The sequence below is a fragment of the Streptomyces sp. NPDC090741 genome (assembly GCF_044769045.1).
In the GTDB taxonomy this organism is placed as follows: domain Bacteria; phylum Actinomycetota; class Actinomycetes; order Streptomycetales; family Streptomycetaceae; genus Streptomyces.
Genome location: NZ_JBIVXF010000005.1, coordinates 276,129 through 297,273 on the forward strand (window position 1 = coordinate 276,129; position 21,145 = coordinate 297,273).

Here is a 21,145-nt window from a genome sequence, read left to right on the forward strand (position 1 = left end):
TGGAGGAGCGCCGCGGGACCGGACTCCGCGCCGCCGCCCCGATAAGGCAGTCTTGTCCCGTGCCCCAACCCGAACGTGAGCATTCCCCCGCGCATCCCGCTCCCGCCCATCCGCACGCCGCGACGCTGCGCCGATTGGAGAAGTCCTCCGGCCGGCTCGCCGCGAACGCGATCGCCCGCATGGACGAGACCCTGCCGTGGTACCGGGCGATGCCCCCGGAGAACCGGTCCTGGATCGGCCTGGTCGCGCAGGCCGGCATCGCCGCGTTCACGGAGTGGTTCCGGCACCCGGAGACTCCGCAGGCGATCTCCACGGACGTCTTCGGGACGGCTCCGCGCGAGCTGACCCGGGCGATCACCCTGCGCCAGACCGTGGAGATGGTCCGGACGACGATCGAGGTCATGGAGACCGCGATCGAGGAGGTCGCGGCGCCTGGCGACGAGTCGATCCTGCGCGAGGCGCTGCTGGTGTACGCCCGGGAGATCGCGTTCGCGACGGCCCAGGTGTACGCGCAGGCCGCCGAGGCGCGCGGGGCGTGGGACGCCCGGCTGGAGTCCCTCGTCGTGAACGCGGTGCTGTCCGGCGAGGCGGACGAGGGCGCGCTGTCGCGGGCCGCCGCACTTGGCTGGAATTCGCCGGAGCACGTGTGCGTGGTGCTCGGCACCGCGCCGGAGGGAGACAGCGAGCTGACGGTCGAGGCGATCCGGCGCGCGGCCCGGCACCACAAGCTCCAGGTCCTGACGGGGGTGCTCGGCGACCGGCTGGTGGTGATCGCGGGCGGCAGCGACAACCCGATCCAGGTCGCGAAATCGCTGATCGGGCCGTTCGCGGCGGGCCCGGTGGTGGCCGGTCCGGTGGTTCCGGATCTGCTGAACGCGACCAAGTCGGCGCAGGCCGCGGCGGCCGGGCTGAAGGCGTGTACGGCCTGGCAGGACGCCCCGCGGCCAGTGCTGGCGGACGATCTCCTGCCCGAGCGCGCGATCGCCTCGGATCCCTCCGCCCGGGAGCAGTTGGTGGAGGAGATCTACAGACCGCTGGAAGAGGCGGGGTCGGCGTTGCTGGAGACGCTGAGCGTGTATCTGGAGCAGGCGAGCAGCCTGGAGGGGGCTGCGCGGATGCTGTTCGTGCACCCGAACACGGTGCGCTACCGGCTGCGACGTGTGACTGACGTCACCGGCTGGTCACCGTCCGATGTCCGATCTGCGTTCACGTTGCGGATCGCCTTGATCCTCGGGCGTCTGGCCGACGGCGATCAGCAGTCCTAGACTTTTGTCGGACATCAACAATTACCCCGACGGTTCTTCGTCCCTGTCCCCACGGGCGGCGGGGACCGTCCACAAGAGAGAGTGTGAGGGTGCTCGTACTCGTCGCTCCCGGCCAAGGCGCACAGACGCCCGGCTTCCTGACTCCCTGGCTCGACCTCCCCGGCGCCGCTGACCGCGTCGCCGCATGGTCCGACGCCATCGGGCTCGACCTTGCCCACTACGGCACGAAGGCTGACGCGGACGAGATCCGCGACACGGCGGTGGCGCAGCCGCTGCTGGTGGCCGCCGGTCTCCTGTCCGCTTCGGCTCTGGGCTCCGGTACGGCCTTCGGCGCCGTCGCGGGCCACAGCGTCGGCGAGATCACCGCCGCCGCGTACGCCGGTGTGCTGTCCGACGCGGACGCGCTGTCGTTCGTACGGACCCGCGGTCTGGCGATGGCCGAGGCCGCCGCCGTCACCGAGACGGGCATGGCCGCGGTGCTCGGAGGCGACCAGGCCGTGGTCGTCGCGCACCTGGAGAAGCTGGGTCTGACCCCGGCGAACATCAACGGCGCGGGCCAGATCGTCGCCGCAGGAACGATGGAGCAGATCGAGGCCCTGGTGGCCGAGAAGCCCGAGGGCTCCATGAAGGTCGTCGCCCTCAAGGTCGCGGGCGCCTTCCACACGCACCACATGGCTCCCGCGGTCGCCACGCTGGAGAAGGCCGCGCAGGCCCTCGCCCCGGCCGACCCGGAGCTGAAGTACGTATCGAACAAGGACGGCCACGTCGTCACCACGGGCGCCGACGTCGTCGCCCGCCTGGTCGGCCAGGTCGCGAACCCGGTCCGCTGGGACCTGTGCATGGAGACGTTCGGCGAACTGGGCGTCACCGGGATCATCGAGCTCAGCCCGGGTGGCACTCTGACGGGTCTGGCCAAGCGCGCGCTCAAGGGCGTGCCGACCGTGGCCCTGAAGACCCCGGACGATCTCGACAAGGCCGCCGCGCTCGTCGCCGAGCACGCGGCCTGAGAGAAGGAGCCCACACAGCATGTCGAAGATCAAGCCTGCCAAGGGCTCCCCGTACGCCCGCATTCTCGGCGTCGGCGGCTACCGACCGACCCGGGTGGTCTCCAACGAGGTCATCCTGGAGACGATCGACTCGTCCGACGAGTGGATCCGCTCGCGCTCCGGCATCGCGACCCGGCACTGGGCCTCGCCCCAGGAGACCGTCGCCGCGATGTCGGTGGAGGCCTCCGGCAAGGCGCTGGCCGATGCCGGCGTCTCGCCCGAGCAGATCGGCGCCGTGATCGTCTCGACGGTCTCGCACTTCAAGCAGACCCCGGCCGTCGCGACCGAGATCGCGCACCGGATCGGCGCGGTCAAGCCCGCCGCGTTCGACATCTCCGCCGGCTGCGCCGGCTTCGGCTACGGCCTGACGCTGGCCAAGGGCCTCGTCGTCGAGGGCTCGGCCCAGTACGTCCTCGTCATCGGCGTGGAGCGGCTGTCGGACCTGACCGACCTGGAGGACCGTGCGACGGCCTTCCTGTTCGGCGACGGCGCCGGCGCCGTGGTCGTCGGCCCCTCGGACGAGCCGGCCATAGGCCCCACGGTGTGGGGTTCGGAGGGCGACAAGTCCGAGACGATCAAGCAGACCGTGCCGTGGGACGAGTTCCGCAGCACGGACAGCTCCCAGAAGTTTCCGGCCATCACGCAGGAGGGTCAGGCGGTCTTCCGCTGGGCCGTCTTCGAGATGGCCAAGGTGGCCCAGCAGGCGCTCGACGCGGCCGGGATCACCGCGGAGGACCTGGACGTCTTCATCCCGCACCAGGCAAACATGCGGATCATCGACTCGATGGTGAAGACTCTGAAGCTGCCGGAGCACGTCACGGTCGCCCGTGACGTGGAGACCACCGGCAACACGTCGGCCGCCTCGATCCCGCTCGCTATGGAGCGGCTCCTGGCGACCGGAGCGGCGAAGAGCGGCGACACCGCGCTCGTCATCGGCTTCGGGGCGGGACTCGTCTACGCCGCGACGGTCGTTACCCTCCCCTAGGGTCCGGGAACCACATCCCGCCCCGCTTCACCCCAGTTAGCTATAGAAGGAGCGCCACATGGCCGCCACGCAGGAAGAGATCATCGAGGGTCTCGCGGAGATCGTCAACGAGATCGCCGGCATCCCCGTCGAGGACGTCGCGTCCGAGAAGTCGTTCACCGACGACCTGGACGTCGACTCGCTCTCCATGGTCGAGGTCGTCGTCGCCGCCGAAGAGCGCTTCGACGTCAAGATCCCGGACGAGGACGTCAAGAACCTCAAGACGGTCGGCGACGCCGCGGACTACATCCTCAAGCACCAGGCCTGAGCCTGACGAGCGTTTGTCGCCACCTGGCGGTGGCGCCGTGACAATTCAGCACCCCCTTAGACGTGGAGAAAGAATTCCTGTGAGCCCGACCAATCGCACCGTGGTCGTCACCGGTATCGGCGCAACCACTCCGCTGGGTGGCGACAGCGCTTCGACCTGGGAAGGCCTGCTCGCCGGCCGGTCCGGCGTCTCGCCCCTGGAGGGCGAGCGCTTCGCCGAACTGCCGGTCCGCATCGCCGCACAGGCCGCCGTGGACCCGAGCGAGGTACTCCCCCGCCCGCTGGCCCGCAAGCTCGACCGCTCGGCGCAGTTCGCCCTCATCGCGGCCCGTGAGGCCTGGGCGGACGCGGGTTACACCGCTCCCGCCGGCGAGGACGAGGCCATCGCCCCCGAGCGTCTGGGCACCGTGATCGCCTCCGGTATCGGCGGCGTCACCACCCTGCTCGACCAGTACGACGTACTGAAGGAAAAGGGTGTGCGCCGGGTCTCCCCGCACACCGTCCCCATGCTCATGCCGAACGGCCCGTCGGCCAACGTCGGCCTGGAGGTCAACGCCCAGGCGGGCGTGCACACTCCGGTCAGCGCGTGCGCCTCGGGCGCCGAGGCCATCGGCTACGCCGTCGAGATGATCCGTACCGGCCGCGCCGACGTGGTCGTCGCGGGCGGCACCGAGGCGGCGATCCACCCGCTGCCGATCGCCGCGTTCGCCAACATGATGGCGATGTCCAAGAACAACGAGAACCCGCAGCAGGCCTCCCGCCCGTACGACAAGGCCCGCGACGGCTTCGTCCTCGGCGAGGGCGCGGGCGTCGTCGTCCTGGAGTCCGCCGAGCACGCCGCCGAGCGCGGCGCCCGGGTCTACTGCGAGGTGCTGGGCCAGGGGCTGTCCGCGGACAGCCACCACATCGCGCAGCCGGAGCCGACCGGCCGCGGTGTCGCGGCCGCGGTGCAGAACCTGCTGGACAACACGGGTCTCGACCCGGCCGAGCTGGTCCACCTGAACGCGCACGCCACGTCGACCCCGCAGGGTGACACGGCCGAGCTGAAGGCCCTGCGCAAGGTCCTGGGCGACGACCTCGACCACATCGCGATCTCCGCGACCAAGTCGATGACCGGCCACCTGCTGGGCGGTGCCGGCGGTATCGAGACCGTCGCGACCGTGCTCGCGCTGTACCACCGGATCGCTCCGGCGACCATCAACATCGACGACCTCGACGATGACATCGACGCGGACATCGTCGTCGGCGAGCCGCGCAAGCTGCCGGCCGACGGCCCGATCTCCGCGATCAACAACTCGTTCGGCTTCGGCGGCCACAACGTGACGCTGGCCTTCCGCAGCGTCTAGCCGACGAGCAGTACGTACGAAAGGGCCCGCCCGGCACTCGCCGGGCGGGCCCTTTCCGCATCCCCGAGGCTCAGACGACCTGGTGGAGCCAGCGGACCGGGGCGCCCTCGCCCGCGTAGCGGAAGGGCTCCAGCTCGTCGTCCCAGGGCTTGCCGAGCAGTTTGGCGATCTCCGCCTCCAGGTCGGTCTCGCCGCGCGCGGAGCGGGCGAGGGCGGCGCGCAGCCGGTCCTCGGGGATCAGGATGTCGCCGTGCATGCCGGTGACGGCGTGGAAGATGCCGAGCTCCGGGGTGGAGCTGTAACGCTCGCCCTCGGCGGTGGGGCAGGGTTCCGCGGTCACCTCGAAGCGCAGCAGGTGCCAGCCGCGCAGCGCGGACGCGAGCTTCGAGGCGGTGCCCGCTTCGGCCTGCCACGAGAACTCGGCTCTCCAGGTGCCGGGGGAGGCGGGCTGCCTGATCCAGTCGAGGTTCACCCGCACCCCGAGCACGCCCGCAACAGCCCATTCCACGTGCGGGCAGAGCGCGCGCGGAGCGGAATGCACGTACAGAACTCCACGTGTCGTCACCGGGACCTCCAGTGTGGGACGAGGTCGGGAATAAACTCCAGAAAACGGACAGTATGTGACGTGATGTAATGTAACGGAAATTATTTGACATTGCGCCACGGGACCTGCGGCCGAAACGCCACGGGAAAAAGCTACCGTGCGCCAGGGGTCATGGTGTGACGTACGGTCGGTCCGAGGCCGCCAAACGCAGAGCATTCACTCAGCAGGACGCCCCCGGAGGACGTGGGGCGACGAGGAGGGGAACCACCCGATGCGCACCACCGCCACACGACGCCGCGCGCGCACGTCCCGGCGCCGGACCCTCGTGGGCGCGGGCGCGGCGGCGGCCCTCCTGGCCGGGGTGCTGACCGGGTGTCAGTCGGGCGGGTCGGACACGGAGGGTGAGCGGGGGGCGCAGGCAGGGCCGCGCTGGAACACCGCGCCCGCGTCGATCGCCGCCGTCGGCGACTCCATCACGCGGGGTTTCGACGCCTGTTCGGTCCTGGCGGACTGCCCCGAGGTCTCCTGGGCCACCGGGAGCGATCCCGCCGTCCGCTCCCTCGCCGCCCGGCTGCTCGGGGAGGCCGAGGTGCCGGCGCGCAGTTGGAACTACGCGGTGACGGGTTCGCGGATGGCGGACCTGGCGGGGCAGCTGGCCTCGGCCGCCGAGCACAAGCCCGACCTGGTCACGGTGATGGTGGGCTCGAACGACGCCTGCCGGCCGACGGCTTCGTCGATGACGCCGGTGGCGGAGTTCCGCGCCGGGTTCGAGAAGGCCCTCGCCGGTCTGCGCGCGGCTTCCCCCGTGTCCCAGGTGTACGTCTCCAGCGTGCCGGACCTTCAGCGGCTGTGGGAGCAGGGCAAGGACACCCCGGTGGTGCGGCAGATCTGGAAGCTGGGGATCTGTCAGTCGATGCTGGCGGACCCGCTGTCGGCGGCCGCGGGGGCGACGGCCCGGCGCGAGCAGGTGCGGGCACGGGTGGTCGAGTACAACGAGGTGCTCCGCGAGGTCTGCTCGAAGGACGCGCTGTGCCGCTACGACGGCGGCGCGGTGTTCCAGTACCCGTTCGCCGCGGACCAGTTGAGCCGATGGGACTGGTTCCACCCGGGCAAGGACGGGCAGGCCCGGCTCGCGGAGCTGGCGCACCGCCAGGTGACGGCGGCCGAGCCGCCGCGCTGACATGAGCCGAATGGGGACCGGGGGCGGGTGTCAGGGCCCGCCCCCGGTCCGGTTCATGGGTGGTTTCCGGCCGGCCAGGAGGTTCTAGATCTCCAGGGTCGCCGTCAGCCGCGTGTCGCCGTGGGCGTGGCTCGCGCGGACCTCGTAGGTGCCGCCGATCCGCTGCCAGCGGCCGGCCCGCTCGTCCCAGATCTCGAAGGCGCGGGCGGGCAGGGCGATCTCGGCCTCGACGCTCTCGCCGGGGCCCGCCTCTACACCCGCGAACGCGGCCAGCCAGCTCGCCGGACGCTCCACCGCCGCACTCCGCGCGCCGTCGGACTCCTCGGCGACGGGGGCGAGGTAGACCTGGACGACCTCACGGCCGGGCCGGGCGCCGGTGTTGGTGACGCGGACCCGGGCGGTGGTCCCGGTGACCTCCAGGGACTCGTACGCCCAGTCGGTGTAGCCGAGGCCGTGCCCGAACGGGAAGGCGGGGGCGATGCCGTGGCGCTCGTACGCCCGGTAGCCGATGAAGAGGCCCTCGGTGTACTCCAGGCGCCCCTCGGCCGGGATCACCTCGGTGACCGGCGCGTCGGCGAACCGCGCGGGCCAGGTGGTGGGCAGCCGCCCGCCCGGCTCCGCGAGCCCGAGCAGTACGTCGGCCAGCGCGGCCCCGCCCTCCTGCCCGGGGAACCAGGTCAGGAGTACGGCGGCCACCTCGTCCCGCCACGGCAGTTCGACCGGGGAGCCGGCGTTGACGACGACCACGGTGTTCGGGTTGGCGGCGGCGACGGCGCGCACGAGGTCGTCCTGGCGGCCCGGCAGGCAGAGGTCGCGCCGGTCGAAGCCCTCGGACTCCACGCGCTCGGTGGTGGCGACGACCACGACGGCGGTGTCGGCGGCGCGGGCGGCGGCCACGGCCTCGGCGATCAGCTCGTCGGCGGCGCGCCGCGGACCGAGGTGGAGCAGCGAGAACATGATCGCCTTGAGCGGCAGGGTGCTCGTGTCGGGGACCTGGAAGGTCAGCGAGACCTCGACGGCCTCGCCCTCGGCGAGCGTGACGCGGGCGCGTTCGCTGGGGGCGCCGAAGAAGGCCTCGAAGGGGTCGGCCTCGTTGCCCATCGCCTGGACGCCGTCCCAGAGGGTCTCGCCGCCGACGGCGAGGGTGAACGCGCCGAGCCCGCGGGTGCCGAAGGCGTGCTCGCCGCTCTCGCGCGGCGCGAACGTACCGGTGACCTCGATGCTCGCCATCGTCTCGTACGAGGCGCCCGCCGGCAGGTCGTCGCCGATCCACTGGACCTGGCCGGTCGGCAGGCTGCCCTCGCCGAGGACGGCGCCGGAGGCGTCGCGGCAGATCGCGCGGAGCGCGAAGCCCTTGTCGGCAGGGGTGAGTTCGTCGGAGGGGTCGGCTCCGACGGCGAAGGTCAGGGCCCCTTCCGGGAGGGCGGCGGTCAGCCCGTCCAGCGGGGAGACGATCCGCTCGGGGAAGACGGTGGCAGAGCCGCCGCCGAGGACGCGGGCGTCACGGGCGGCGGCGCCGAGCAGGGCGACGGTGCGGCCGGGGGCGGCGTCCAGCGGGAGGGCTCGCCGCTCGCCGGACACGGCCTCGTTGCGTACGAGGACGAAGCCGCGGGCGGCGAGCTCGCGGGCCAGCACCTGCCCGTCGATCGGGGCCGGGGCCTCGGTGACCGCTGCGGGCGCGCCCTCCAGGATCCCGACGCGGGCGGCGAGGCGCAGGACGTTGCGCACGGCCTCGTCCACGGCGGACTCGGGGACCTCCCCGGCCCGGACGGCCGCGGCGAGGGCGGGTCCGTAGACGGTCTGCGGTCCGGGCATGGCGACGTCGAGACCGCCGAGGATGTCGCCGGTGGTGGAGCGGGCGGCCATCCAGTCGGAGACGTTGTACCCGTCGAAGCCCCATTCGCCGCGCAGGACTTCGTTCACCAGGTACTGGTGCTCGGTCATCGTCGTGCCGTTGACCTGGTTGTACGCCGTCATGATGCCCCAGGGGTGGGCGTTCGCGACGATGGCCTCGAAGGGCGCCAGGTACAGCTCGCGCAGCGGGCGCGGGGCGATGACGCTGTCGACGGTGAAGCGCTCGGTCTCCGCGTCGTTGCCGACGAAGTGCTTGACGGTGGTGCCGACACCGCCGTCCTGGACGCCGTTCACGTAGCCGGTGCCGATGGCGCCGGTGAGGTACGGGTCCTCGGAGTAGCACTCGAAGTGCCGGCCGCCGAGCGGGGAGCGGTGCAGGTTGACGGTGGGGGCGAGGAGGACGTGGACGCCCTTGCGGCGGGCCTCCTGGGCGAGGAGCCGGCCGGCGCGGCGGGCGAGCGCCGGGTCCCAGGCGGCGGCGAGCGCCGTCGGGGAGGGCAGGGCGATGGACGGGTCGTCGGCGGTCCAGCGCACGCCCCGGACCCCGATGGGACCGTCGGACATGACCAGGGACTTCAGCCCGATCTCGGGTACGGCGGGCAGGGACCACATGTCCTGGCCGGCCAGGAGGCGGGCCTTGGTGTCGAGGTCCAGTTTGCCGAGCGCCGCCTCTACGGCGTCGTGGCGGACCTGATCGGCATCGGTCACGGCCGTGCCTCCTCGTTGAGTGCGTGCGGATGCGTGCGGGTGCGTGCGTGCGGTGCGGTGCGGTGCGGTGCGAGGGTGTCCCCCATCGTGGACCCGATACCGGTAGAGCGGTAGGGTTCGTAATGTGTTCGTGATATTCCGATAACGTACGTACGGTCCCGCCGCCGAGGCGGGGCACGGCGTGAGCGGAAGAGGTGCCGGGGCGATGGCCAGGGCGAGGAGCGAGGAACGGCGCGGCGACATCGTCCGCGCGGCGGTCGAGGTGATCGCGGAGCGCGGCTACCGCGGTGCGTCGCTGGGCGCGGTGGCCGAGCGCGTCGGCCTGACCCAGCAGGGGCTGCTGCACTACTTCCCGACCAAGGAGGCGCTGTTGGTCGCGGTGCTGGAGGAGCGCGACCGCTGGGACACCGGCGGCGGCTCGCGCGCCTCGGCCGGCACCTGGCGCCTGGACCTGCTGGCCTCGCTGGTGGAGTACAACGCCATGCGTCCCGGCATCGTGCAGACCTTCTCGGCACTGCTGGGCGAGAGCGTCACCGACGGGCATCCGGCGCGGGAGTTCTTCACCGAGCGCTACGCGCAGGTCCGCTCCGAGATGGCGGCGGTGCTGCGCGCCGAATTCGGGGACCGGCTGCCCTCGGGCCTCACCCCGGAGCAGGCGGCCCCGCTGCTGACCGCGGTCATGGACGGCCTCCAGTACCAGTGGCTGCTCGCCCCCGAGTCGGTGGACATGCCGGCCGCCTTCCGCTCCTTCCTGACCCTGCTGCGCGGCCCTGAAGCGGGCTAGGTGCGGTCTACGGACGCTCTACGGACGTTCTACGGACGTTCTACGGACGGCCCAGCAGCGGGTCGTGGACGGCGCAGGGCGGGCGCCGGGCCGGGGCGGGGACCCGGTAGTGGACCCGGTCGCGCAGGCGTCCCGTCCAGGGCTCCCGCTCCGAGCGCCGCTTGACCAGCAGGTGGCGGCTGCTGCCCTCCTCCAGGTGGGTGCGGTACGCGGCGAGCAGCGGGTCGGCGGGGCCGAGGAAATCCCGGATCTGGTCCTCCACCAGGCAGAACGGGCAGTCCGCGCCGGGCATGAGGTGGAACTGGTGGCCTTCCGGGTGGGCGTCGTCGGTGAAGGCGGTCAGGGCGAGCGCGCCGCTGAACATCACGCACACGCCCACGACCTGGGGACCGGCGGCGTCCGCCGCCTGCCGGACCAGGCTGCGGAAGGCTTCGGTGTCGACCCGCTGGATGCGGGCCGCCAGGGTCCGCGCCGCCGCCAGCAGGCTGTGGACCGCGGCCGCCAGGGACACCAGGGCGACGGCGACCACGGCCCGGGCCGGCCCGGTGGCCGCGAGCAGCCACAGCACGCCCGCGTTCAGGAGGGCCATGAGGAGCACGGCCACCCGCAGCCCGGCGCCGCTCGTGCGGACCAGGCGGTACGACACGACCAGGAAGGCGCCGGCGAGGACCGGGTGGATCCATTCGGGCATCGGCCGATCCTCCGTCAACTCCGGTGAGTACGCGGACGGTTACAGCATCGTCCGGCCGCGCCTCCTCGTCGAGCCCGTACCGGCCGCCGGATGTCGGGGGCCGGCTGGCATGCTGGGTCGGTGAAGATCGCAGCAGCACAGCTCAGCTGTATTCCGGCCGACATAACCGCCAACACGGAGCGGAGCGTCGCGCTCGCCGCCGAGGCCCGGGCGCAGGGCGCCGAGCTCGTCGTGTTCCCCGAGCTCACCCTCACCGGCTACGAGTTGGAGGCCCTGGCAGCCGACCCCGGGCTGTGGCTGGCGGACGCCGACGACCCCCGGCTGGATCCGCTGCGCTCCGCCGGCATCGCGGTCGCGGTCAACGCCGCGCTGCGCACCGCCGGTCCGCTGCCCGTCCTCGCGACCCTGGTCTACGGGGCGGACGGCAGGCACGTGACGACGTACGCCAAGCAGCACCTGTACGGGCACGAGCAGGGGGTGTTCGCGGCCGGCGGGAGCCCGGGCCGCTTCGCGCTCGGCGGGATCCGCTTCTCGCTCGGCGTCTGCTACGACAACCACTTCCCGCAGCTCACCGGCCGCGCGGCGGCGGACGGCTGCCGGGTCCACCTGGCGAGCTCCCTGTACGGGACGGGCGACGGCATCCGGGAGCGGGCCACGGTGTACCCCGGGATCGCCGAGGAGCACGGCCTGTACGTCGTCCTCGCCAACCACGTCGGTCCGGCGGGCCCGTGGACCGGCTGCGGGCGCGCCGCGGTCTGGGCCCCGGGCGGCGCGCTGCTGGCCGAGGCGGACGACCGTACGGCCTCCGTGGTGACGGCCGAGGTGGCGACGGCCGAGGTGGCGACGGCCGAGACCGGCGCCTGACGGCCCGCCGGTCCGGCCGCCGAGCCGGTCCGGCCGCCGAGCCGTCAGCCGATCGCCGGGACCTTCGAATGCCGACCGGAGCGGGTGCCGCCCTCCCGCTCCGCGGGAGCCTCCACCTCGACGGGCTCGCGGTCCCGCACCAGCGCCGGCAGCACCAGGGCGAACGCCGCCACCGTGTACACGCCGGTCCACAGCACCCAGCCGCCGGGCGGTGCCCAGTGCGCCGAGAACGGCACCCACGGCCCGTTGACGCCGACCGCGAAGCGCCGCAGCGCCCAGAAGAACGCCGCCGCGTTCGCCAGCGCCAGCGCGGCGACGCCGAAGCCGACGAGCCTGCGCCACGGGAACCCCCGCTCGGGCGCGCGGCTCGCGCAGATCAGCACCGCCATCAGCGGCAGGCCCACGGCGAACGGCAGCAGGTAGCGGCCCTGCCAGACCATGCCGAGCTGCTCCGCCTGTGAGGCCTGGGCCGCCACCGGCACCACCACGATGGCCACGAGCATGCCGACCAGCGCCACCGCCTCGCGCATCCGCCCGTACGCCAGCCCCAGCGCGGTGACGACCGCGATCACGCCCAGCCAGACCAGCCAGGTGAAGGCGGGCGCCGGGGTGTCCAGCCAGCCGAAGTAGCCGAGCATCTGGTGGACGTACGTCTCGGTGTTGCCGAAGGTCTGCCGGGCGGCTTCCTTGGCGGTGAGCGTCTTGGGCGTATTGATCACCGAGTTGTCGGGATGCGCCCGCGCCCAGAGCAGCGCACCGGCCGTGGCCAGTCCGAGCAGCGCGGTCCAGACCCACAGGGCCTTGCGGCGCAGCACCGAGCGCAGGACGCCGCGGTGGGCGAGCAGCAGAGCGAAGAAGACCGCCCCGGCGAACCAGATCAGCCCCAGCGGGCGGATGTTGATCAGTACGAGCCCGCCGATGCCGACCCGGGCCAGCCGCCGGCCCAGCAGCCGCGGATCGGGCGACATCAGGATCGACAGCAGGGCGGTCCACACGAGGATGCCCGCGGCGATCTCACCGCCGCTGGGGTTGACCATGCCGGCCATGTACAGGGCCATCGGCGTCGCCGCGGTGAACACGCCGAGCAGCGCCACCGAGCGCCCGCGCCGCCACTCGGCGGCCGTGACCACGGCACTGGCCAGCAGCGCCGAGCACAGCGCCGCCGACATCAGCCGCATCAGGTACAGCCCCTTCGGGCCGTCGACCAGCAGGCTCGGCCAGCCGGTCACGAGGTAGTACGCCGGGTGGTAGCGGCCGGCGGCGGTGGTGACCTGGACGGTCTTCTCCGAGTGCCCGATCGCGGGCGCGCAGGAGGCGGACTTGTCCTCGTGCCAGGCATAGCACTCGTGCTGCTTGGGCAGCGGCTTGTACCACTCGGGGAGCTGCACCCCGGTCTCGGCGAACTTGCCCTCGATGCCCGCCACCATGTGCGGGACCATCACCTCGGGGCCGCCGATCTGGCCCCGGGCGACGGCGGCCGCGCGGATGAAGTGGGCGTGCTCGTCCGGGGAGCCGCCGAGCGGGGTGGCGGCGGACCAGGAGGCCGCGAGCGTGAAGAACAGCGCGAAGGCGATGGCCCAGAGCCGCTTCGGGGTCCGGGCCGACCGGTCGGCCAGGCGCGTCAGTGCGGGGATCATCGCTTCCTTCTGATCATCGGATGTAGCTCAGCCAGCTCTGGTCGCCGTCCTTGGAGCACTCGCCCTTCGGCGCGAACTTCGGACACTTCCCGTCCTGCTGCCGGATGGTGTGCGAGACCCAGGGGAGGATCCGGTAGGTGCCGTCCTGCGCCGGCATGTAGCGGTCGGACATCGACGAGGAGACCGTGCCGAGCAGCAGGAGGAGGGCGCAGAGGGTGCCGATCACGGCGCCCTCGCGGCCGGGGAAGCCGGTACGGCCGGCGGCGGCCGCGGACGCGCTCGCCTCGGACGTCTCGGACGTCTCGGACGCCTCGGACGCCGTGCGCCGCTCGGCCAGCTTCAGCGAGACCAGGTGCGCCACCAGCGCGCACAGGATCAGCCCGCAGTAGAGCAGCTGGTTGTTGGTGCGCGTGTAGAGCTGGACCGTCTGCGTCTCGTACATGTGCGAGGCGATGTACATGCGCATGACCCACGCGCTGATGAACATCGCGGCGATGGTGACGACCAGCGGCTTGCGCAGGCCCAGCCAGATCGCGGCGCCCAGGCACACGAAGGTCACCAGGGCGAACAGCCCGACCCCGCCGAACTCCCCCGGCGGCGGCCAGTCGCCCACCTTGCCGGGCATGTCCGTGCGCCACATCAGGTAGTAGGCCGGGTCGGTGAAGTTGTCGAAGCGGAAGTTGTAGTCCTTGGTGGTCTGCCCTTCCTTCAGCATGACCATCAGGTAGCGCCCGGCCACCACCAGGAACACCGCCAGGGCGCTGCCCATGAAGGCCGCGCCCTTGAGCCGGCCGGTCTTCCACGGGAAGTACAGCAGGGCGGCGAACAGCACGCCGGCCGCACTCCACAGGAACCAGCCCGAGTACGTGAGGAACAGCAGGCCCAGCACCGCGCCGAACCCGGCGCCCTTGAGCAGCAGCGGGCGCCAGCCCTCGGTGCCGCTGCGGCGCAGCGCCACGACCATCGCCACCAGCACCGGGACCAGCAGCACGAGCACGGTCTGGCTGTACGGCTTGTACGAGTCGATCAGCGCGAACGCGGGCACGACGCCGAAGGCCAGCGCCCGGACGGGGCTCAGCAGCGTCCGCCAGGCGAGGTAGACGAGCGGACCGAAGGCGGCGGCGCCGAGGATCTGGAGGTCCTTGAACGCGTACGCGGTGTTGCCGCCGTGGAACCACTCGGCGTAGTACCCGAGGGTGTAGAGCGGCATCGGCGGGTAGACCGGCGAGCCCGAGGGCTGCCCGTTCGCGACGGCGTGGGCCCATTCGACGATGCGGCCGCTGTCGCCGTTGAGGCCGAACATCGGCCACGGCGTGCCCAGCAGCGCGACGACGGCGCCCGCCGCGACGAAGCCGCTGGCCAGGCCCGCGAGGGCCGCGGCGGCCAGGCGCGTGGCGAGGTCGAAGTGACGGCCGCCGCGCAGCCGCATCGCCAGCACCACGGCGGCGATGAAGAGCAGCCCGACCAGCGCGAACCGCAGCTGGATCGCGGCCAGGCCGCTGACCTGCGCGATCCGGTTGAGCGGGTTGAGCTTGAAGCCGCGTGCCAGCAGCGGGAGGACCAGCGCCGCGGCGAACGCCACGGCGGCTTCCAGCAGCAGGAGCCCGCCGCGGGAGCGCAGGGCGCGCCGCGGGGCCTGGTCCGCATCCGGGGACTTCGAGCTGCCGGGGGCGTTCGCGGCCGGTCCGCTCGGGGGAACGGGGCGCACGGCCGCCGGCCCCTCGGTACTGACTGTCACTGACGGTGTCCCTACTGCTGGTCGGTGCTCGGCGCGACGGCCGGTCGTCGTTCTCGGCGATCCACTGCCCGGCTCCGGGCCCACGGCTTCGGCGCCCGGAAGCTCCGACGGCTCCGGACGACGGCGGCGGGCAGCGGACTCAAGGACGGTGTGGGACAGCCTCGGCGCTTGCCGCCACGCATACTATCGGTCCGCCGTCGGCGGGAACCGGTCCCGGAACGGCGACGGCAGCCGGCCGGGACGGCCCGGTCAGTCGAGAGCCCCGAACCCGGCGAGCAGGAAGAGCAGCACCCAGCCACCCACCGACAGCCAGCCGAGCACCAGGCCGATCGTCGCGAGCCCGGCTCCCTCGTCGCCGCGCGCACGGATCTGCGCCTTGGCCACGTGCCCGGTGGCCACGGCGCCCAGGCCCGCGGCGCCGAGCGTCGGCAGGCTCAGCACGCCGAGCGCGAGCGAGGTGATCGCCATCCCGTTGACCCGGCGCGCCGGCAGGGGCATGGGCATCGGAAACGGCATCGGCATCGGCATCGGCCCGTACGCGGCGGGCAGCCCCACCGCGGCGGCGCCGAACGGGCCCGGCATCGGCCCGGCCGGCAGGTCCGCGACAAGCTGGGCGAGCTGGCCGTACGTCTGCGCCTTGTACGCGGCGTCGAAGCGCTGCCCGTACTCGTCGCGGGAGAGCCGGCCCTCGGCGTACGCGGCCTTGAGCACGTCCACCGTCCGGTCCCGGTCGGTGTTCGAGGCGCGCATCGCGGACTGCGCGGTGGGGGCGGGCTGCCACGGCTGCCCGTACGACTGCTGCTGTGGGCGGACCGGATACGGCTGCCCCCACGGCTGTTCGGCCATCCGGCCACCTCCGAAGCCCCTGCGCGGTACGCGTCCCTCCAGGATGGAGGACGAACGGGCCGCCACGATAGTTGCGGAGCCGCCTGGCCCACACCTGTGACAAGGAACGACGTGTGGGGGGGCCGGCAGGCCGGCCGGTCTACGAGTACGTGGGCGGCGGCGGTCCGAAACCCCCGGCCGGAGCCTTCGCGCCCGCGCCCGCACCGGCATCCGCTCCGAGCTCCGGAGCCCCGGCCTCCGGAGCCTCGTCCTCCCGGGTCAGGTCCCGGACCATCAGGGTCGCCCCGGCCACGGCACCCGGCATCAGGAACACCGCCACCAGCGGCACCAGGAAGGCCAGCACCAGCGGGACGCCGAAACCGAGCACCAGCATCCGCCGCGTCCGCAGCAGGGCGAGCCGGTCGCCCAGCTCCACTCCGCGCCGCGCGAGCGCGACGGCGGTGAGCTCCTCGGCGACGAAGAACCCGGACACGCAGAACCCGATCGCCGGGATCACGGTCTGCCCGACCACCGGGATGAATCCGAGCGCGAAGAGCAGGATCCCGTACAGCGCCACCCGGGCCAGGACCTTCACACTGTCCCGGGCCGAGATCCACAGCTCCCGCCACAGCGGCAGTCCGGACTCGGGGGCGTCGCCGCCCTCGCTGCGGTCGACCTCCTCCGAGAGGGACTCGTAGAACGGCTGGCCGATCAGCAGGGTCACGGCGGTGAAGGTGATCACCGCGAGGAACAGGCCGAGGCAGAAGACCAGGGCGGTGAGGAAGCCCCGGAACAGCCCGAGCCACGGCGTCGACCAGTCGTCGGCGAAGGGCGTGGCCCAGGCGGTCAGGTCGTCGGCGCCGTAGCCGAGCCCGATCAGCGCGCCGGCGTACAGCACGAGCGAGACCAGCCCCGGCAGCAGGCCGAAGCCCAGCCAGCGGCCGTGTCGCAGCACCCATCTCTGTCCGGCCAGCAGATAGCCGAATCCCCCCGCAAGATCACGCATGGGACCAGCTTAGAACGGGGGTCGGTGGACGGCGAAGGCCGCACCCCGGGAATCGGGGTGCGGCCTTCGGCGAGCGCGAGCCGGATCAGACGGCGAGCTCGACCGTGATGTTGCCGCGGGTCGCCTTGGAGTACGGGCAGACCTGGTGGGCCTTCTCGATGAGGTCCTTGGCGGTGGCCGCGTCCACGTTCGGGATCGAGGCGGAGATCTTGACGATCAGGCCGAAGCCGTCGTCGTTCTTGCCGATGCCGACCTCGGCGGTGACGGTAGAACCGGAGATGTCCGCGTTCTCGTTGCGGGCGACGACGCCGAGCGCGCCCTGGAAGCAGGCGCTGTAGCCGGCGGCGAACAGCTGCTCCGGGTTGGTGCCGGCGCCGCTGCCGCCCATCTCCTTCGGCGGGTTCACGACGACGTCGAGCTGGCCGTCGGTGGTCGCGACGCGGCCGTCACGGCCGTTCTCGGCGGTGGCGACGGCGGTGTACAGGACGTCGGACTGCTGGATGGACATGCGAAGAGATCCTCCTGGTAATCGCCGTGACTCGCGCCCACGATCACGACGGCGTGGGGTGAGCCTAGCCGGTGAAAGAAACGATCATCTTTCCGGTGTTGTCACCGCGCAGCATGCCGAGGAAGGCCTCGGTCGCGTTCTCCACGCCCTCGACGACGGTCTCGTCGGCCACGAGCTCACCGGAGCGCAGCCAGCCGGCGACGTCCTGGACGAACTGCGGCTGGAGCCCGGCGTGGTCGCCGACGAGCACGCCCTGCAGGCGCAGCCGCTTGCCGATGACGAGGGCCAGGTTGCGCGGGCCGGGGGTCGGCTCGGTGGCGTTGTACTGGGCGATCGCCCCGCACAGGGTGGCGCGGCCGTGCACGTTCAGGGAGGAGATGGCGGCCTCCAGGTGGTCCCCGCCGACGTTGTCGAAGTAGACGTCGATGCCCTCGGGGGCGGCCTCCTTCAGCTGCTCGCCGACGGGGCCGTTCTTGTAGTTGAAGGCGGCGTCGAAGCCGTACTTCTCCGTGAGGAGCGTCACCTTCTCGTCCGAGCCGGCCGAGCCGATGACCCGAGCGGCGCCCTTGATCTTCGCGAACTGGCCGACGAGGCTGCCGACCGCACCCGCCGCGCCGGAGACGAAGACGGAGTCGCCCTCCTTGAAGGAGGCCACCTCGAAGAGGCCGGCGTAGGCGGTCAGGCCCGGCATGCCGAGCACGCCGAGGTAGGCGGAGAGCGGGGCCAGGGAGGCGTCGACCTTGGTGGCGTGCTGCGCGGGCACGTCGGCGTACTCGCGCCAGCCCAGGCCGTGCAGCACGTGGTCGCCGACCTCGAAGCCCTCGGCGGCGGAGGCCACGACCTCGCCGACCGCGCCGCCGTCCATCGGCTTGTCCAGCTGGAACGGCGGGACGTAGGACTTCACGTCGTTCATCCGGCCGCGCATGTACGGGTCCACGGACATGTGCAGGTTGCGCACCAGGATCCGGCCCGGGGCCGGGGCCGCCACCTCGACCTCGCGCAGGGCGAAGTCCTCGGCGACGGGCCAGCCCTGCGGACGGCGGACGAGGTGCCACTCGCGGCTGACGGCAGGGATCTCAGACATGTGCGCTCCCGAATCGAGGAATCGACGAATACTTCAGTAGGTGAAACAACCATGCGCCTGGATATTTCATGTTGTCAAGTAAATGGGTACTCTGGATCCATGCCCAGTCGTCGCGCAGATCCCCTGACCCTTGAGGTTGTCGAGCTCATCGGCTCCGTCGTGGCCCGCTACCACGAGGAGTACGAGCACGCGGCAGCCAGCCACCAGCTCACCGGCGCCCAGGCGCGGGTGCTGAACCTGCTGTCCCTGGAGCCGATGCCGATGCGCCGGATAGCGCAGCAGCTCAAGTGCGAGCCCTCGAACATCACGGGCATCGTGGACCGGCTGGAGTCCCGCGGCCTGGTCGAGCGCAGGCCGGACCCGGCGGACCGCCGGGTGAAGCTGGCCGCCCCGACGCAGGAGGGCCTGCAGACCGCGGACCGGCTGCGCGAGTCGCTGGACTTCGCGCGCGAACCGCTGGCCGGACTGTCCGCGGCCGAGCGGGCGGTCCTGCGGGACCTGCTCAAGCGGATGCTGGGCTGAGCGCCCGGCCGCTCAGCAGAAGAAGATGAACCAGCAGCCGGTCTTGGTCGGCGTGGGGCTGGGGCTCGGCGACGGCGGCGGCTGCGCCGAGCCGGAGGCGCTCGGCGAGGGCTTCCCCGACTGACTCGGCTTTACGGACGGCCCCGACCCGGTGGCCCCTTTGGTCGGCCCCGGCTTCTGCGATGCGGAGGCCGACGCCGTCGGACCCGGCTGCGCGGACCCCTCGGCGGACGCCCCGGGCCCGGCAGGCTGCGTACCGCCCGCGGTGGCCTTCGCGGACCCTGACGCCTTCACCGGCTTCAGCGCCGTGGGCGCGGCCGGAGTCCCGTTGCCGCTCGGCAGCGGACCCGGATCCTGCGGGCCGTTCCCGTCGGTGAGCTCCACCTGTGCGGCCCGGTCGGTCTTCTGCCCCTCGGTGACGATCCGGGCCAGCGCGACCGTACCCCCGACCGCGAGCGCCAGGCCCAGCCCGAGCGTCAGCATGGTCCGGCGGCGCCTGCGGTGCGTGGCACGGCGCCGCGACCCGGCCCGGCCGCCCCGGTCCGCACCGGACAGCACGACGAGCGAGTCCGCGAACGGGTCCGCGGGCGGGGCGCCCGCCTCGGACGGTACGGAGCCGTAGGGGGCGGCGGGCACGGCGGACACCCCGGGCGCGGCGGGCGGCAGGTACTCGACCGGGGTTCCGCAGCCGGCGCACGCCAGGGCGCCGTTCAGGTGCCTGCGGCACGCGTGGCAGTAGTCCATGACGTCCGCACGCTACGTGGTTCCCCGCAACATCCGTATCGCGGGTTCGTAAAGGTCCTGTGTGGAATCGTGGCCTCCATGACTCCGTCCGCGCCCTCGGGACCCTTCGGTCCGGCCGCCTTCCAGCTGGTGCTGCTGCGTCGGATGGCGGACTTCCGGCCGGACCTCGCCGAGGAGGCGCGGCGGCGTCTCGGCGCCTCGCTCGCCGAGCAGCGGGAGGCGAACAAGCGCTGGCAGGCGATGGTCCGCTCGCCCCGCTCGCGCGGTGCGCTGGCCCGCTACCGCTCGGTGCTCGGGCCCCCGGAGTCCACGGCCGCCCGCGCCATCGGTGATCTGGAGTGCGAGGCCCTGCTGTGGCCGGTGCCGCTCTGGCCGGACCTGCGCTTCGAGGTGCTGGCCGCGCCGGACGGGGCGGTGTGGAACGAGTGGCTGGTCCGGGCCCCGGGTGCGCGGGGGCCCGTACTGGAGACGCCGCAGGACCTGAAGCCCTGGTCGGCCACGGTGGACGAGGTGGCGCGGGCCTTCGCCCCGGTGCGCCCGCTGGAGGGGACCGCGCCGACCCGGTGGCGCCTCGCGTTCAGCGTGCAGGGGCGGCCCTGCGTGGCGGAGTTCACGTACGGCCTGCTCCAGCGCGTCGCGGTCGACGGGGTCGAGGTTTAGAGGGCCGACCCCGAGGGGCGGCTCTACGAAGCGAGGAAGGCCCGGACCCCCGCCGAGGTGGCGTCGTCCCCCAGCAGGTCGTTGTGCTTGAGGCACCCGACCGGCGTGTTCGTCGCCCCGGTGAGCGGGACGCTGTCGTCCGGATTGACGACCTCGTCGCAGTTCGACCAGAACGTCGCGTACTTCACCGCGCCCGGGGTCTCGTCCCCCGCGTTCAGGTTCTTCACGACGTACGAACCGGGGGTCATGTCCCGGCAGGCCTGGTCCCACAGGGCGCAGGCCCACGCGGTGGAGGTGCCGTGGTTGGGGCCGGCCAGCGAGACCCAGTGGTCCACGGTGGCCGTGCCGCCGCCGAACTTCACGTACCAGCGGCCGACGAGCGAGCCGAGCGAGTGCGCCACGATGTCGACCCTGGCGGCGCCGGTCTGCCGGCGGACCTGGTCGACGTACGCGCCGAGCTGCCCGGCCACGACCTCGTTGACGGACCGATGCGTGTCGTAACCCCACGAGAAGAGCTCCGAATCCGTGTACCCGGCGGCCCGCAGGTCCTCGCGCAGGCCGCCCCAGACGCCCGGATCCGCGTTGTAGCCGTGGATGAAGACGACCGGGTTGTGCGGCTGCACAGGGGTGGCGGCCTGGGCCGGGAAAGGCACGAGGAGCGCCGGGCAGAGCGTCAGGAGCGCGAGCAATCTCTGGCGGGGCGTCAGCATGGGGTCCCCTTTACCTTGTTACGCGCGAGTAGCGCGGTCAGTGGCGGCATCGTGCTGCCTGTCGGTACAGAAATCCACCCCCGTGCAGCACCTCTCGCCCCGTGCGACACACCCGGCCGGAGCAGCCCAGCGGGCGGT

General features: G+C 72.5%; 21 protein-coding genes. 10 read left to right on the forward strand and 11 right to left on the reverse strand.

Annotated elements, in window-relative coordinates:
- Positions 1-59: 59 nt before the first annotated feature.
- The 5 genes from ACIQU4_RS16235 to fabF all read left to right on the forward strand — a co-directional run bounded on the left by ACIQU4_RS16235 (position 60) and on the right by fabF (position 4,948).
- Positions 60-1,265 carry a CdaR family transcriptional regulator gene (locus tag ACIQU4_RS16235; protein WP_030160498.1) on the forward strand — a complete coding sequence of 402 codons (1,206 nt, stop codon included), beginning with the start codon at positions 60-62 and terminating at the stop codon, positions 1,263-1,265.
- A gap of 89 nt (positions 1,266-1,354) precedes the next feature.
- The gene (locus tag ACIQU4_RS16240; RefSeq protein ID WP_403730371.1) at positions 1,355-2,272 is read left to right on the forward strand and encodes an ACP S-malonyltransferase; all 918 of its coding nucleotides are present in this window, start codon (positions 1,355-1,357) and stop codon (positions 2,270-2,272) included.
- Between the two features lie 19 nt (positions 2,273-2,291).
- The gene (locus ACIQU4_RS16245) at positions 2,292-3,296 is read left to right on the forward strand and encodes a ketoacyl-ACP synthase III (RefSeq protein WP_403730373.1); all 1,005 of its coding nucleotides are present in this window, start codon (positions 2,292-2,294) and stop codon (positions 3,294-3,296) included.
- A gap of 58 nt (positions 3,297-3,354) precedes the next feature.
- On the forward strand, positions 3,355-3,603 hold the full coding sequence (locus tag ACIQU4_RS16250) for an acyl carrier protein (protein WP_385583237.1): 249 nt from the start codon (positions 3,355-3,357) through the stop codon (positions 3,601-3,603).
- A 79-nt stretch (positions 3,604-3,682) separates the two neighbouring features.
- Entirely contained in the window at positions 3,683-4,948 is a 1,266-nt protein-coding gene (fabF, locus tag ACIQU4_RS16255; RefSeq protein WP_403730376.1) for a beta-ketoacyl-ACP synthase II, read from the forward strand.
- 70 nt (positions 4,949-5,018) lie between these two features.
- On the opposite strand, the gene ACIQU4_RS16260 is transcribed toward fabF, so the two are convergent.
- On the reverse strand, positions 5,019-5,513 hold the full coding sequence (locus ACIQU4_RS16260; protein ID WP_030160508.1) for a DUF3145 domain-containing protein: 495 nt from the start codon (positions 5,511-5,513) through the stop codon (positions 5,019-5,021).
- A gap of 250 nt (positions 5,514-5,763) precedes the next feature.
- Here ACIQU4_RS16260 and ACIQU4_RS16265 point away from each other — a divergent pair, with 250 nt between their 5' ends.
- Positions 5,764-6,672 (forward strand): SGNH/GDSL hydrolase family protein, encoded by a 909-nt coding sequence (locus ACIQU4_RS16265; RefSeq protein WP_403730379.1) that lies wholly within the window; start codon positions 5,764-5,766, stop codon positions 6,670-6,672.
- An 84-nt stretch (positions 6,673-6,756) separates the two neighbouring features.
- Here ACIQU4_RS16265 and ACIQU4_RS16270 read toward each other — a convergent pair whose 3' ends face one another.
- Positions 6,757-9,234, reverse strand: coding sequence for a beta-glucosidase (locus ACIQU4_RS16270; RefSeq protein WP_403730381.1), 2,478 nt, complete (start codon positions 9,232-9,234; stop codon positions 6,757-6,759).
- Positions 9,235-9,439: 205 nt separating this feature from the next.
- Between ACIQU4_RS16270 and ACIQU4_RS16275 the strand changes: the two genes are divergently transcribed.
- Positions 9,440-10,018, forward strand: coding sequence for a TetR/AcrR family transcriptional regulator (locus ACIQU4_RS16275; RefSeq protein ID WP_030160516.1), 579 nt, complete (start codon positions 9,440-9,442; stop codon positions 10,016-10,018).
- Between the two features lie 40 nt (positions 10,019-10,058).
- On the opposite strand, the gene ACIQU4_RS16280 is transcribed toward ACIQU4_RS16275, so the two are convergent.
- Complete coding sequence (locus ACIQU4_RS16280) at positions 10,059-10,709, reverse strand: hypothetical protein (protein WP_403730384.1); 651 nt, start codon at positions 10,707-10,709, stop codon at positions 10,059-10,061.
- A 120-nt stretch (positions 10,710-10,829) separates the two neighbouring features.
- Between ACIQU4_RS16280 and ACIQU4_RS16285 the strand changes: the two genes are divergently transcribed.
- Positions 10,830-11,573 carry a carbon-nitrogen hydrolase family protein gene (locus tag ACIQU4_RS16285; RefSeq protein WP_403730387.1) on the forward strand — a complete coding sequence of 248 codons (744 nt, stop codon included), beginning with the start codon at positions 10,830-10,832 and terminating at the stop codon, positions 11,571-11,573.
- 44 nt (positions 11,574-11,617) lie between these two features.
- Here ACIQU4_RS16285 and ACIQU4_RS16290 read toward each other — a convergent pair whose 3' ends face one another.
- The 6 genes from ACIQU4_RS16290 to ACIQU4_RS16315 form a co-directional block, all read right to left on the reverse strand.
- The gene (locus ACIQU4_RS16290; protein ID WP_403730390.1) at positions 11,618-13,210 is read right to left on the reverse strand and encodes a DUF2142 domain-containing protein; all 1,593 of its coding nucleotides are present in this window, start codon (positions 13,208-13,210) and stop codon (positions 11,618-11,620) included.
- Between the two features lie 13 nt (positions 13,211-13,223).
- Entirely contained in the window at positions 13,224-14,948 is a 1,725-nt protein-coding gene (locus ACIQU4_RS16295; protein WP_403730393.1) for a hypothetical protein, read from the reverse strand.
- 249 nt (positions 14,949-15,197) lie between these two features.
- Positions 15,198-15,794 carry a DUF1707 and DUF4190 domain-containing protein gene (locus ACIQU4_RS16300; protein ID WP_403730395.1) on the reverse strand — a complete coding sequence of 199 codons (597 nt, stop codon included), beginning with the start codon at positions 15,792-15,794 and terminating at the stop codon, positions 15,198-15,200.
- Positions 15,795-15,933: 139 nt separating this feature from the next.
- Positions 15,934-16,779 (reverse strand): EI24 domain-containing protein, encoded by an 846-nt coding sequence (locus tag ACIQU4_RS16305; protein ID WP_403730397.1) that lies wholly within the window; start codon positions 16,777-16,779, stop codon positions 15,934-15,936.
- 85 nt (positions 16,780-16,864) lie between these two features.
- Positions 16,865-17,287, reverse strand: coding sequence for an organic hydroperoxide resistance protein (locus ACIQU4_RS16310; RefSeq protein ID WP_053688438.1), 423 nt, complete (start codon positions 17,285-17,287; stop codon positions 16,865-16,867).
- Positions 17,288-17,351: 64 nt separating this feature from the next.
- Positions 17,352-18,371, reverse strand: coding sequence for an NADP-dependent oxidoreductase (locus ACIQU4_RS16315; protein ID WP_398905459.1), 1,020 nt, complete (start codon positions 18,369-18,371; stop codon positions 17,352-17,354).
- A 99-nt stretch (positions 18,372-18,470) separates the two neighbouring features.
- Here ACIQU4_RS16315 and ACIQU4_RS16320 point away from each other — a divergent pair, with 99 nt between their 5' ends.
- On the forward strand, positions 18,471-18,893 hold the full coding sequence (locus ACIQU4_RS16320) for a MarR family winged helix-turn-helix transcriptional regulator (protein WP_403730400.1): 423 nt from the start codon (positions 18,471-18,473) through the stop codon (positions 18,891-18,893).
- Positions 18,894-18,905: 12 nt separating this feature from the next.
- Here ACIQU4_RS16320 and ACIQU4_RS16325 read toward each other — a convergent pair whose 3' ends face one another.
- Positions 18,906-19,637, reverse strand: coding sequence for a hypothetical protein (locus tag ACIQU4_RS16325; RefSeq protein WP_403730403.1), 732 nt, complete (start codon positions 19,635-19,637; stop codon positions 18,906-18,908).
- Positions 19,638-19,715: 78 nt separating this feature from the next.
- On the opposite strand from ACIQU4_RS16325, the gene ACIQU4_RS16330 reads away from it, so the two are divergent.
- Complete coding sequence (locus tag ACIQU4_RS16330; RefSeq protein WP_403730405.1) at positions 19,716-20,297, forward strand: hypothetical protein; 582 nt, start codon at positions 19,716-19,718, stop codon at positions 20,295-20,297.
- A gap of 23 nt (positions 20,298-20,320) precedes the next feature.
- On the opposite strand, the gene ACIQU4_RS16335 is transcribed toward ACIQU4_RS16330, so the two are convergent.
- Positions 20,321-21,007 (reverse strand): esterase/lipase family protein, encoded by a 687-nt coding sequence (locus ACIQU4_RS16335; protein WP_403730407.1) that lies wholly within the window; start codon positions 21,005-21,007, stop codon positions 20,321-20,323.
- Positions 21,008-21,145: the final 138 nt, after the last annotated feature.